The sequence below is a fragment of the Flavobacterium beibuense F44-8 genome, from assembly GCF_000769915.1.
Taxonomy (GTDB): domain Bacteria; phylum Bacteroidota; class Bacteroidia; order Flavobacteriales; family Flavobacteriaceae; genus Flavobacterium; species Flavobacterium beibuense.
The window spans coordinates 38,101-50,228 of the sequence record NZ_JRLV01000008.1 but is presented as its reverse complement, the minus strand read 5'-3'; the positions used below and the strand labels follow the sequence as shown (position 1 = coordinate 50,228).

14 protein-coding genes are annotated in these 12,128 nt (G+C 38.4%); 10 read left to right on the top strand and 4 right to left on the bottom strand.

Annotated elements, in window-relative coordinates; all coding sequences use genetic code 11:
* Positions 1-101: 101 nt before the first annotated feature.
* Positions 102-1,445, bottom strand: a complete 1,344-nt coding sequence (gene gdhA / locus Q763_RS08425) for an NADP-specific glutamate dehydrogenase (RefSeq protein WP_035133178.1) — start codon at positions 1,443-1,445, stop codon at positions 102-104.
* Positions 1,446-1,586: 141 nt separating this feature from the next.
* Positions 1,587-2,729 (bottom strand): cystathionine gamma-synthase, encoded by a 1,143-nt coding sequence (locus Q763_RS08420; RefSeq protein ID WP_035133177.1) that lies wholly within the window; start codon positions 2,727-2,729, stop codon positions 1,587-1,589.
* A gap of 101 nt (positions 2,730-2,830) precedes the next feature.
* Between Q763_RS08420 and Q763_RS08415 the strand changes: the two genes are divergently transcribed.
* A complete protein-coding gene (locus tag Q763_RS08415; protein WP_035133176.1) occupies positions 2,831-3,622 on the top strand; it encodes a DUF3298 and DUF4163 domain-containing protein in 792 nt (263 codons plus the stop codon).
* Here the strand turns inward: Q763_RS08415 and Q763_RS08410 are convergent.
* Together Q763_RS08410 and Q763_RS08405 are read right to left on the bottom strand one after the other, a co-directional pair.
* Positions 3,615-4,070 carry a DinB family protein gene (locus Q763_RS08410; RefSeq protein WP_035133174.1) on the bottom strand — a complete coding sequence of 152 codons (456 nt, stop codon included), beginning with the start codon at positions 4,068-4,070 and terminating at the stop codon, positions 3,615-3,617. The genes Q763_RS08415 and Q763_RS08410 overlap by 8 nt on opposite strands.
* A gap of 23 nt (positions 4,071-4,093) precedes the next feature.
* The gene (locus tag Q763_RS08405) at positions 4,094-4,576 is read right to left on the bottom strand and encodes a hypothetical protein (protein ID WP_035133172.1); all 483 of its coding nucleotides are present in this window, start codon (positions 4,574-4,576) and stop codon (positions 4,094-4,096) included.
* A gap of 113 nt (positions 4,577-4,689) precedes the next feature.
* Here Q763_RS08405 and Q763_RS08400 point away from each other — a divergent pair, with 113 nt between their 5' ends.
* The 9 genes from Q763_RS08400 (at position 4,690) to Q763_RS08360 (ending at position 12,114) form a co-directional block, all read left to right on the top strand.
* On the top strand, positions 4,690-5,046 hold the full coding sequence (locus tag Q763_RS08400; RefSeq protein ID WP_035133170.1) for an arsenate reductase family protein: 357 nt from the start codon (positions 4,690-4,692) through the stop codon (positions 5,044-5,046).
* Positions 5,039-5,956, top strand: coding sequence for a DMT family transporter (locus Q763_RS08395; protein WP_035133167.1), 918 nt, complete (start codon positions 5,039-5,041; stop codon positions 5,954-5,956). The genes Q763_RS08400 and Q763_RS08395 overlap by 8 nt, the downstream gene beginning before the upstream one ends.
* 56 nt (positions 5,957-6,012) lie before the next feature.
* The gene (locus Q763_RS08390; protein ID WP_035133165.1) at positions 6,013-6,870 is read left to right on the top strand and encodes a YicC/YloC family endoribonuclease; all 858 of its coding nucleotides are present in this window, start codon (positions 6,013-6,015) and stop codon (positions 6,868-6,870) included.
* Between the two features lie 25 nt (positions 6,871-6,895).
* Positions 6,896-7,465 (top strand): guanylate kinase, encoded by a 570-nt coding sequence (gene gmk / locus Q763_RS08385; RefSeq protein ID WP_035133163.1) that lies wholly within the window; start codon positions 6,896-6,898, stop codon positions 7,463-7,465.
* Positions 7,466-7,475: 10 nt separating this feature from the next.
* Complete coding sequence (locus Q763_RS08380; protein ID WP_035133161.1) at positions 7,476-8,012, top strand: hypothetical protein; 537 nt, start codon at positions 7,476-7,478, stop codon at positions 8,010-8,012.
* Positions 7,981-8,562, top strand: coding sequence for a nicotinate (nicotinamide) nucleotide adenylyltransferase (nadD, locus tag Q763_RS08375; RefSeq protein WP_035133159.1), 582 nt, complete (start codon positions 7,981-7,983; stop codon positions 8,560-8,562). The genes Q763_RS08380 and nadD overlap by 32 nt, the downstream gene beginning before the upstream one ends.
* A 97-nt stretch (positions 8,563-8,659) precedes the next feature.
* Entirely contained in the window at positions 8,660-9,820 is a 1,161-nt protein-coding gene (locus Q763_RS08370; protein WP_035133157.1) for an iron-containing alcohol dehydrogenase, read from the top strand.
* Between the two features lie 261 nt (positions 9,821-10,081).
* Complete coding sequence (locus tag Q763_RS08365) at positions 10,082-11,077, top strand: NAD(P)H-dependent glycerol-3-phosphate dehydrogenase (protein ID WP_035133155.1); 996 nt, start codon at positions 10,082-10,084, stop codon at positions 11,075-11,077.
* An 11-nt stretch (positions 11,078-11,088) separates the two neighbouring features.
* Entirely contained in the window at positions 11,089-12,114 is a 1,026-nt protein-coding gene (locus Q763_RS08360) for a TerC/Alx family metal homeostasis membrane protein (protein ID WP_035133153.1), read from the top strand.
* The last annotated feature ends 14 nt before the right edge of the window (positions 12,115-12,128 follow it).

Here is a 12,128-nt window from a genome sequence, read left to right as displayed (position 1 = left end):
ATATAGGTAAAACGCTTTTATCGTCTTTTTTGTATACGGTTAATAAAAAAAGCCCTCCTTAAACAATGGAGGGCTTTTAAATATATTAGTTTGGGTTGTTACTAAACTACTCCCTGAGCCAGCATAGCATCGGCTACTTTTACAAATCCGGCAATGTTAGCACCTTTTACATAATCAGTAAAACCATTTGCATCTTTACCATACGTAATACAAGCCTCATGGATATCTGCCATGATATCTTTAAGCCTTTGGTCTACCTCTTCTCTTGTCCAGCTTAGACGAAGTGAATTTTGAGACATTTCAAGACCAGAAGTAGCCACACCACCTGCATTTGACGCCTTACCAGGAGCAAATAATATTTTTGCATCATGGAAAGCTTCAACAGCCTCAGGAGTACAAGGCATGTTTGCGCCTTCTGCCACACAGTGACATCCGCTTGCTAAAAGTTGCTTAGCTGCATCTCCGTCAAGTTCATTTTGGGTAGCACATGGCAATGCCACGTCACATTTAACTTCCCACGGCTTACCTCCTTCAACAAACTTAGCTTCCGGATACCTGTCAAGATATTCGCTTATTCTGCCATACTTAACATTTTTGATTTCCATAATGTAAGCCAGCTTATCTTCGTTAAGACCATCGGCATCATAAATGTAACCTGAAGAATCTGACATGGTAACGACCTTACCACCCAGTTGCATTACCTTTTCGGCAGCATACTGCGCTACGTTACCCGAACCAGAAATAACCACAGTTTTACCAATAAAGCTTTCGTGAATGGTAGAAAGCATACTTTGTGCAAAATATACACAACCGTAACCTGTAGCTTCAGGACGTATTAGCGATCCGCCAAAAGTGATTCCTTTTCCTGTAAGTACACCGGTAAACTCATTTCTAAGTCTTTTGTACTGACCGAATAAATAACCTACCTCACGACCTCCAACACCAATATCACCCGCAGGCACATCGGTATCAGGACCTATATGCTTTGAAAGTTCTGTCATAAAGCTTTGACAGAATTTCATAATCTCATTATCTGATTTTCCTTTAGGATCAAAATCAGAACCTCCTTTACCACCACCCATAGGTAATGTGGTTAAGCTGTTTTTAAACGTTTGCTCAAACGCTAAGAACTTTAATATACTTAGGTTTACAGACGGGTGAAAACGAAGACCTCCTTTGTATGGGCCTATTGCCGAATTCATTTGGATTCTGTACCCTCTGTTTACCTGTATCTGACCTTTATCGTCAAGCCAGTTTACACGAAACATCACAACTCTTTCAGGCTCTGCCATTCTTTCCAAAAGCATTTTGCCCTGGTATTTTGGGTTATTCTCTATAAAAGGAATAACTGTTTCGGCTACCTCCCTAACAGCCTGCATAAATTCAGGCTCATTTGGATTTCTTTTTGAAACTGATTCAATAAAAGTTTCTATGCTTCCACTCATAACTTTAGAAGTTTTTTAATATTTAAGAAAACGTTTTCGTTAACGGCGCAAATATACATTATTCTCTTAAAAAACAAAGGTAGATATTTGACTTTTAACCGCTTACAAAAAAAACCTTAAAAACAGCTATTAATGAAGGGATTAACCCAGTGCCTGGCGTAAATCTTCCAGTAAATCTTCGGCATCTTCAACCCCTACACTTAGCCTTACAAGGTCATCTGTAATACCTATTTCTTTCCTTTTGTCTTCCGGAATTGACGCATGCGTCATTAAAGCCGGATGGTTTGCCAGCGACTCTACCCCTCCTAACGATTCTGCAAGAGTAAATACCCTTACACTTTCCAGGAACTTAATTGCATCTTCCTTTTTACCTGATTCAAACGTGAATGATACCATTCCGCCGAAACCGCCCTGCATCTGTTTTTTTGCAATATGATAAAATGGATTATTTTCCAGTCCCGGGTAATAAACCGCTTTTACTTTAGGGTGATTGCTAAGGAAATTAGCAACTTTTTCACCATTTTCACAGTGGCGTTGCATCCTTAAGTGTAATGTTTTAATCCCCCTTAGTACAAGGTAAGAATCCTGCGGCCCAAGTGTACCTCCTGTTGCAAACTGTGCAAAGTGAAGTTTCTCACCCAGCTGCTCGTCTTTCACGATAAGTGCTCCCGCAATAACATCACTGTGACCTCCAAGATATTTTGTTGCCGAGTGCATTACAATATCAGCACCCATATCTAATGGCCTTTGCAGGTATGGAGTGGCAAAAGTATTATCTACCGCAAAAAGCAGGTTTTTCTCTTTTGTAATTTTGGCTATAGCCTCAATATCGGCCAGTTTCATTAACGGGTTTGTAGGTGTTTCAACCCAAACCAGTTTGGTATTTTCGTTAATAAGCGACTTAAATTTATCAAGGTCATTCATGTCCACAAAATGGAACTTGATACCAAACTCCTGGTAAATTTTGGAGAACATCCTGTAAGTACCGCCATAAAGGTCGTCCATAGCAATAACCTCATCATTAGGCTTAAGCAGTTTAAGCACACAGTCGGTCGCTGCTAAACCAGATGAAAATGCAAGTCCGCGTGTTCCGTTTTCTATGCTTGCCAAAGCGTTTTCTAATGCTGTTCTTGTTGGGTTTGCAGCCCTGCTGTATTCGTATCCGCCATGTACCCCCGGACTCTTTTGTGCGAAAGTCGAGGTTTGGTAAACCGGCGGCATTACTGCTCCTGTAGCAGGGTCAGGGTGCTGTCCGCCATGAATAGTTTTAGTGTTAAATTTCATATAATTAATTATTCTTTATCCGTATACTAGGCAAATTTACTGTAATTTAGTTGACCCTGTATAGAAACAGCACTCTTTTGCAAAACAATAACATTTAAAACATGGCAAAACACTTAACCTTACTATTGGCCGCATTTATGCTTTTTAGCTGTGGCAAGGACAAGAAAAACAATGATGAAGAAGTACTAAACGAAGAAAAGCCTGCATTGGCTTTCTCTACAAAAAACTACTATAAAAAAACATCACTGCCATGTGAAGAGTATTGCCCAAGCGTAACCATTAATGTGCCTGAAGCCGAAAACGTACCTGTTGTTGCCGACAGCATTAACAATAAAATATTCAATACGGTAAGAGGTATTGTTTACTTAGGTGAAACCCCATATGAAGCGGATAATTATGAAGATTTAATGGCATCTTTCCTTGGGTCGTATGAAGAACTTAAAAAGGAATTCCCTAATGACCCTATGGCAGGGTTTGAAGCTAAGATAGATGCATCGGTTGATTATACCTCTGACAAGATAATAAACGTAAAAATGAATCATTACACCTTTACCGGTGGTGCTCACGGTTACGGAGGTGAGCGTTCACTGCTTTTTGATGCCGAAACAGGCAAAAGCCTTAGCTATGAAGACATTTTTACCAATGTGGATAGCTTTAGGCAGTTTGCTGAGGGAAAATTCAGGGAGAAATTTAATATTCCTGCAGGAAAATCTATTAACGCAACAGGTTTCCTGTTTGAGAACGATAAGTTCGTATTACCGCAAAACATTTTCTTTAAGGAAAACGGACTACTATTGTTCTACAATTCTTACGAAATATCATCTTACGCCGAAGGGCAAAAGGAACTGCTTTTACCCTACAGCGAAGTAAATGAATATCTTAAAGTTAAATAAACTTTTTTAACTGCATCATTATACCAAGATGTATACCCTCGTGGTAGTTGTTAAACGTAATGGCATCTTCTACCGAAGAGAGTTCAAAGCCCAGCTCTGACTTCCTTGCATTATATGTTGTAAATACACCATTTTTATAATCGTCTTCTGTTTTCTCAATCGTAGAGAACAGAAGATTTTTTATTTCGTTTACTTCCTCCTGTGTTACATCGGTTTCAGGTTTACTACCACGTCTGTATTTTGCCAGTAGTTCTTCACTAACATCCATAGGTAATCCGGCACCGCCATATACCAGTATTTGCTGTGATACCATAATATGACCTATGTTCCATATTAGGTTATTATTAAAGCCCTGCGGTATTTTATTAAGCTGTTCCAGCGTATAGCTTTCCAGCCATTCTGTATATATCTCCCTGCTGGTACGGGTCACTTTAAAAGAAGTTTCCATTGATTAATTTATATAAGTTTATCCTATTTATATGCTTCTAAATATCTTTTTAAATCACTAAATTTTTCATCACTCCAAAGCTTTCCCCATTTGTCTTCATCTGTATCATTTAAAAACTCCTCTGGCAATGTAACTTCTATCTTATGCTTAGCTAAAATTGCCATACATCGCTGAGTTGCCAAAAGAGGCTCATTAGTGCATGCTCCATACATATCAGCCATACCAATTTCCGAGGCATTATCTATAAGTTTTTGAAAATCATCTCTAAGTTTTAGAGGAATACTGTTTTCAACTGACTGCGGCAAAGGCTCCCCCCTACCAACAATGTTCACTTTTAATCCTTCGTCTTCCCACTCAGGCAAATTATCTGTAATAAGAATACTCAGTAAATAACTAACAAACTCATCAATGTCTTGATGTTGTATATCATACTTCTTACAAAAGCAAACAATACACAAAGCGCCTATTAATTGCTGCTCCCTTATTTTTAAATCAGAGATTTTCATTGATTTCGTTAATCATTTTTTACTGCTTTTGAGCAAAATTTATTTTTTCATAAAAGTACTATATCCTTAATTATAAAACATCTTACTTTTGCAAACAAGTATAAAAACATAACATGAAAAAGATATACTACCTTAAAACCTGCGATACCTGTAAAAAGATAATCAAGTCATTACCTAATACCGATGGTTTTATTTTACAGGACATTAAAGAGGAGCCTATTACCGTAAAGCAACTGGAAGAGATGCATGCCCTAACCGGAAGTTACGAGAAACTTTTTAGTAAGAGGGCCAAACTTTATAAGGAACGTGGCATGAAAGACATGACCCTTACCGAAAACGACTTTAAGCAATATATACTGGAGCACTACACATTTTTAAGCCGCCCTGTTATCATTGCAAACAATAAGATATTTGTAGGCAACAGTCCTAAAAACGTAACCGCTGCCATTGAGTACCTAAGTAATGAATAAACGCTTTTTGGCCTTAACAGCTGCCACGATGGTATCTGTTATTTATGGTGTTACTTTTACTATTGCTAAAGATGTAATGCCGGGTTTTATTAAGCCTTTCGGGTTTATTGCACTTCGCGTAGGCGGATCGGTTATACTTTTCTGGCTTGTGGCTCTTTTTGCTACAAAACAAAAAATAGCCTTTAAAGATTTCCCTCGTATTATAGCTGCTGCCTTTTTTGGCGTGGCTTTCAATATGCTCACCTTTTTTGAAGGACTTAGCCAAACATCGCCCATAATGGCATCGGTACTTATGGTTACTACTCCTATGATAGTATTGGTACTAAGTGCTATTATCATGAAGGAAAAAATAGTCCGTAAAAAAGTGGGCGGTATACTGCTGGGACTTGTGGGTACTGTAATGCTGATACTTTACGGTAAAACCATTAGTAGCGGAGGTAACGAACTATGGGGTAATTTCCTGGTTTTTGTAAATGCCGTTTCTTACGGACTTTACCTTATTGTGGTTAAAAAACTCATGGACAAATACAATCCGTTTGCTTTTGTAAAATGGATTTACCTGTTTGGTTTTATCATGGTACTGCCTTTTGGCTGGGAACAGTTATCGCAGGTACAATGGGAACTTATGCCGGGCGACATTACTATAAAAGTTGGTTTTGTGGTATTTTTTTCCACTTTTTTAACTTACCTGCTTAACCTGCTTTCCATGAAAGAACTAAAGCCTACAACCGTTGCCGTTTTTATTTACCTTCAACCTTTATTTGCTACTGTTTTTGCTGTAAGCCTAGGGAAAGACACCCTTAATCCGGTTAAAATAATATCGGCTGCCTTAATATTTGCCGGAGTATACCTGGTAACGGTTCCGCCTAAAAAAGTAGTCATAAAACAAACTGCAAAAAGTGATATTTAACTCATAACCGTGCGTTTGTGAATTTTACTTAACTTTGTGTGCACAAATTTTTTTGTATGATACAATCTATGACGGGTTTTGGAAAGTCATCTTTACAACTACCCACAAAAAAAATTACTGTTGAGATAAAATCCCTAAACAGCAAAGGACTTGATTTAAGCGTAAGAATGCCATCGGCATATCGTGAAATGGAACTGAAACTACGCAATCAGATTGCCCAGAGGCTGGAAAGAGGTAAAGTAGACTTTTCCCTGTTTGTAGAAGTAACAGGTGAAGAGACTTCGTCAAAAGTAAACATCCCTATCGTTAAGGCTTATATAAACCAAATGAAAGAGATAGTAGACGGTGATGAGACCGAACTGCTTAAAATGGCCGTACGTATGCCCGATGCTCTTAAAACAGAGCGCGAGGAAATAGACGAAAACGAATGGAGCAGTATTCAGGGAGTTGTTGACCAGGCCCTTGATAACATTCAGAATTTCCGTGTTTCTGAAGGTATTGCTCTTGAAAAAGAGTTTCTTGTAAGGGTGTCAAACATCCTTAGACTGATGAAAGAAACGGTTTCGTATGACAATGAGCGTATAGAAAACGTAAAAACCAAACTAAGCAACGCTATTGCTGAGCTTGAGGTTAATGTAGACGAGAACCGCTTTGAGCAGGAACTTATATACTACCTTGAGAAAATGGATATTACCGAGGAAAAGGTAAGACTGGAAAACCACCTTAACTACTTTATGGAAACCCTTGCCGGTAATGAGGCAAACGGACGTAAGCTTGGTTTCATTACTCAGGAAATAGGTCGTGAAATAAACACTATGGGCTCTAAGTCTAACCACGCACAAATGCAAAAGCTGGTAGTACAGATGAAAGACGAGCTGGAAAAGATTAAAGAACAGGTTTTAAATATTTTATAATAACGGCACTGCCGTAAGATTACACATGAACAAAGGCAAACTGATAGTATTTTCCGCTCCGTCGGGGTCGGGTAAAACCACCATTGTAAGACACCTTTTGGCACAACCCGAACTTAATTTGGAGTTCTCCATTTCGGCAGCTACCAGAAGTGCAAGGGACGGCGAAGAAAACGGAAAAGACTATTACTTTATATCACTTGAAGAGTTTAAAAAACATATTAAGCAGGAAGACTTCGTAGAATGGGAAGAGGTATACCGTGATAATTTTTACGGCACACTTAAAAGCGAGGTAGAACGCATATGGGCACAGGGCAAGAATGTGATTTTTGATATTGATGTAGCCGGAGGACTTCGCATCAAAAAGAAATTCCCCGAAGAAACTCTTGCTGTTTTTGTTAAACCGCCAAGTATCGACGAACTGAAAAGACGCCTTAAAAACCGTTCGACCGAAAGTGAGGACAAAATTAATATGCGTATCGCAAAGGCATCTGTAGAATTAGCTACAGCCCCTCAGTTTGATACCATTATTAAAAATTATGACTTAGATACTGCCAAGCAAGATGCCTATAACCTTGTAAAAGAGTTTATAAAATAAAGCAACCTTTATGACAGAAGAGATTAAAAGAAACCACAAAGCATTGAGTAATATCTTTGCTTTAATTTTTTCTATCACTTTTGGTTTATCTTTTATTGTAATAGTATCAACGGGGAACCTGAGCCTTAAACCGTTATTATATTCAGCTGTTGCGACATTTGCGTTTGCTTTATTTGTTCCCCTATACCTGCTGATTCTTTTTTATATAGCAGGTAAAAAGGAAAAAAGATTTTTTTCAGAAAGTCCGTACAACTATATTGAACAAAACCTTATTGAGTATAGTTACGATAAAAAGAACAGGTTTAGTTTCTGTAAAAAACAGCATGTATTTAATCATAAAGGCTTAAAATACACAGCTGTGTTTTATACAAATGTGTATAAAACTGTTTATGGTGATCTTTTGCTAATAATTAAGCATGAGGATAACGATATTAATATTGTTCACCCAATTGATTACAAGAATCAAAAATTCAGTGAAAAAGAATTTATTGAAGAACTTGATAATATAAAAACTGATGAAAGTAGGATTGTACTTCGGGACATTTAATCCCATACATACAGGACATTTGATAATCGCCAATCACATGGCCGAGTTTACCGACTTGGATCAGGTATGGCTGGTAGTTACCCCACACAATCCGCTTAAAAAGAAAAGTACGCTGCTGGAAGACCATCACCGCCTGGAAATGGTTTTCCTGGCAACCGAAACTTACGACAGACTAAAGCCTACCGATATTGAGTTTCGACTGCCACAGCCTAACTATACCGTGCATACACTGGCACACCTGCAGGAAAAATTCCCTTCGTATGAGTTTTCCCTGATTATGGGAGAAGACAACCTTAATTCCCTTCACAAATGGAAGAATTATGAAGTCATACTGGAAAACCATGATATTTATGTATACCCGCGTATTAATAACGAAAATGCCAACGAGGAGCTTATAAACAATCATAAAATCCATAAAATTGATGCTCCGGTTATTGAGATCTCTTCTACTTTTATACGTAACAGTATAAGGGACGGGAAAGAGGTAAGACCTTTACTGCCTCAAAAGGTTTGGGAATATATAGACCATAATCTTTTCTACAAAAAATAGCTTCTGTTTAAAAACAGCTATAAAACAGACACTTAACATTCCATTATCAGCAAATCTTAAGGTATTTCGTAACTTTGGGTAAAATACATTTATAATCATGCTGAATTTTGAACTTTATAACCCTGTCAATATGGTATTTGGCAAGGGACAAATCGCAAAACTATCTAAACTTATACCTCAAAATGCAAAGGTTCTTTTGGCCTATGGCGGCGGAAGTATTTTTAAAAACGGCGTGCATGCCCAGGTTACCGAAGCCTTAAAAGGATATGAGGTTACCGAGTTTGGCGGTATTGAGCCAAACCCACGTTATGAAACCCTTATGAAAGCAGTTACATTAATCCGTGAAAAGAAACTGGATTATATACTGGCTGTAGGCGGTGGATCGGTAATAGACGGGGTAAAATTTATCTCGGCTGCCGTAAACTTTGAAGGTGACCCTGTTGATATTCTGGTAAAAAGAATACGCATTGAAAACAACGCTATGCCATTTGGCACCGTGCTTACCCTTCCTGCCACAGGTAGCGAAATGAATTCGGGGGCAGTAGTAACTATTGAAAAAACACAGGAAAAACTATCCTTTGGAGGTCCGGCTGTATTCCCGCAGTTCTCCATTTGTGACCCTACGGTTATTGCATCACTACCTAAAAGACAGTTACAAAACGGAGTAATAGATGCCTATACCCATGTAATGGAACAGTACTTAACTTATCCTCATGATGCTTTGCTTCAGGATCGTTTTGCCGAAAGCATATTGCAAACTTTAATCGAGATAGGCCCTGATGTTGTTGAGAACCCAACAGATTACAAACTGGCATCAAACTTTATGTGGAGCTGTACTATGGCACTTAACGGACTTATCCAGAAAGGCGTACCTACCGATTGGGCTACGCACATGATAGGTCATGAACTTACGGCTCTTTATGAAATAGACCATGCCAGAACACTTGCCATAATAGGTCCAAACCTATACAGGGTAATGTTTGACTCCAAAAAGGAAAAACTGGCTCAGTATGGTAAAAGAGTTTGGGGCATTACCTCAGGTAATATAGATGAGGCTGCAACACAGGCTATTGAGAAAACCGTTCAGTTTTTCCATACTATGGGTATGGAAACCAAAATATCAAACTATACAGCCGACTATGAAAAGACGGCCGAGTTTATAGTAAAACGTTTTGAGGAACGCGGCTGGAAAGGACTTGGGGAACGCCAAAACGTTACTCCCGAAAAAGTGAAGGCCATTGTTGAAATGAGTTACTAAAAAAATAAAAGGCATTCCGGCTACACCGTGAATGCCTTTTAAAACACCAAAAACAAAAAATTTAACTAACCTTGTTGTAAACTTCGTCTAAAACAAAATTCTATTAAATAACGCACCCGTCTCAACTTAAATTGTATTGAAAGCACTTAATTATATGTTAATATTTACGAATATGCCATTTTACCAATAATGCTAACCTAAAAAGCCATTGGCACATGCCTTATTTTTAAGTACATTTGGGCTTTGCAAAAAACAAACAAAATGAATGATACTCCTAAGTTCGCTGTAATAGGTGGTGGAAGCTGGGCAACAGCAATCACAAAGATGCTTTGTGAAAATGTTAGTGATGTTGCCTGGTATATGAGGAGCACCTATGCCATTGAACATATAAGGCTGCAAAAGCACAACCCGAACTACCTTAGCTCGGTTGAATTTGACACCGAAAAACTTAAGCTTACAAACGATATTAATGAGGCGGTAGCTTATGCCGATTATATAATTTTTGCCATACCGTCGGCTTTTTTAAGTACCGAACTGGAAAAACTTACAGAAAGCCTTGACGGAAAAGTTATTTTCTCTGCCATTAAAGGTATTGTACCGGAAACCAGCCTTATTGTGGGTGAACACTTCCATGAAAAATACAATATCCCTTATGACAACATAGGGGTTATAACAGGCCCATGCCACGCTGAAGAGGTTGCATTGGAAAGACTTTCGTATCTTACCATTGCCTGCGGCGACCAGAAAAAGGCTAAGGTAATGGCTAAAAACCTTAACAGCTATTACATTAAAACCAAAATATCTGACGATATTGTAGGTACCGAATATGCAGCCATGCTTAAAAATATTTATGCTATTGCTGCCGGTATTGCACACGGACTGGGTTATGGTGATAACTTCCAGGCGCTGTTAATGAGTAATGCCATAAGGGAAATGAAAAAGTTTATACGCAAAGTGCATAAAATGAAACGTAATATAAACAATTCGGCTTACCTGGGTGACCTTCTGGTTACTGGATATTCAGTTTTTTCAAGAAACAGGATGTTTGGTAACATGATAGGAAAGGGCTACACGGTAAAATCGGCCATGATGGAAATGAGCATGGTTGCCGAAGGATATTATGCTACAAAAAGTGCTTTTAACCTAAATGAGGAATACAAAGCAAAAACCCCTATTATAGATGCTGTTTACAGTATTTTATATGAAGGAAAAGATGCTAAACCCGTATTTAAAAAGCTTACAGATAAACTGGATTAAAACAACTACCCATGAACCATGACCATCTTATAAATCATCCGGGGATATTAACCGGGTTTACCATTCTTGTTGTCGTGATGCTACTGCTTGACCTTGGTGTTTTTAACAAAAAAAGCCACGAAATAAGCAACAGGGAAGCATTAACATGGTCTATTGTATGGATATCGCTGGCTATGGCCTTTAGCGGGGTAATTTATTATTTAATGGGCTTCCAGCAGTTTGCACAGTTTCAAAGTGCTTACTGGATAGAAAAAGCCCTATCGGTAGATAATCTCTTTGTATTCATTATGGTTTTCGGGTTCTTTAATGTTCCAAAGTACCTGCATCATAAAGTGCTGTTTTGGGGTATTATTGGTGCGCTTGTATTCCGTGCTATATTCATATTTACGGGCGTAGAGCTTATAAACATGACCTATTTGCCCGAAATGGAAATTTTCGGACAAATGGTAAGCGTCAATGTAGTTTTAACCTTATTTGGCTTCTTTTTGCTTTTTGCCGGAATCAAATCGTGGGGGGCGCATGAGGATGATGACGAAAACAAAGATTTCTCCAAGAGTCCGGGTGCCAAACTGATATACCGCTTCTTTAAAGTTACCAAAGACTTTGAAGGCGACCGCTTTTTTGTAATAAAGGAAGGGGTAAGAATAGCTACTCCCCTTTTGGTTGTAGTAACCGTTATTGAGTTTACCGACCTGCTTTTTGCAGTAGATTCTATCCCTGCAATTTTTGCCATCGCACCGGATGATCCTTTTATTCTTTACACATCAAACATTTTTGCCATACTTGGATTAAGAGCTCTTTACTTTTTACTGGCCAACTTTATGTACATGTTTAGTAAATTACACTATGGCTTAGCTGTTATCCTTTCCTTTATTGGCGTGAAAATGCTTATCAGTCCGTTTTACCATATTTCCTCTCCGGTATCATTAATGGTAGTAGGCGGTGTACTGCTTATATCGGTAATAATCTCGTTTATGTTCCCTGGAGAGCATGAGGAAAAAACCGAAGTGGCTATAAATGAAGAAGACGGCAACTAGGCCATCTTCTTCAT

Coding starts and splice junctions, on each gene's coding strand:
- nadD (WP_035133159.1), top strand. CDS start 7,981: ATGAAAGTAGGATTGTACTTCGGGACATTTAATCCCATACATACAGGA.
- Q763_RS08380 (WP_035133161.1), top strand. CDS start 7,476: ATGACAGAAGAGATTAAAAGAAACCACAAAGCATTGAGTAATATCTTT.
- gdhA (WP_035133178.1), bottom strand. CDS start 1,445: ATGAGTGGAAGCATAGAAACTTTTATTGAATCAGTTTCAAAAAGAAAT.
- Q763_RS08420 (WP_035133177.1), bottom strand. CDS start 2,729: ATGAAATTTAACACTAAAACTATTCATGGCGGACAGCACCCTGACCCT.
- Q763_RS08405 (WP_035133172.1), bottom strand. CDS start 4,576: ATGAAAATCTCTGATTTAAAAATAAGGGAGCAGCAATTAATAGGCGCT.
- gmk (WP_035133163.1), top strand. CDS start 6,896: ATGAACAAAGGCAAACTGATAGTATTTTCCGCTCCGTCGGGGTCGGGT.
- Q763_RS08400 (WP_035133170.1), top strand. CDS start 4,690: ATGAAAAAGATATACTACCTTAAAACCTGCGATACCTGTAAAAAGATA.
- Q763_RS08360 (WP_035133153.1), top strand. CDS start 11,089: ATGAACCATGACCATCTTATAAATCATCCGGGGATATTAACCGGGTTT.
- Q763_RS08365 (WP_035133155.1), top strand. CDS start 10,082: ATGAATGATACTCCTAAGTTCGCTGTAATAGGTGGTGGAAGCTGGGCA.
- Q763_RS08390 (WP_035133165.1), top strand. CDS start 6,013: ATGATACAATCTATGACGGGTTTTGGAAAGTCATCTTTACAACTACCC.
- Q763_RS08415 (WP_035133176.1), top strand. CDS start 2,831: ATGGCAAAACACTTAACCTTACTATTGGCCGCATTTATGCTTTTTAGC.
- Q763_RS08410 (WP_035133174.1), bottom strand. CDS start 4,070: ATGGAAACTTCTTTTAAAGTGACCCGTACCAGCAGGGAGATATATACA.
- Q763_RS08370 (WP_035133157.1), top strand. CDS start 8,660: ATGCTGAATTTTGAACTTTATAACCCTGTCAATATGGTATTTGGCAAG.
- Q763_RS08395 (WP_035133167.1), top strand. CDS start 5,039: ATGAATAAACGCTTTTTGGCCTTAACAGCTGCCACGATGGTATCTGTT.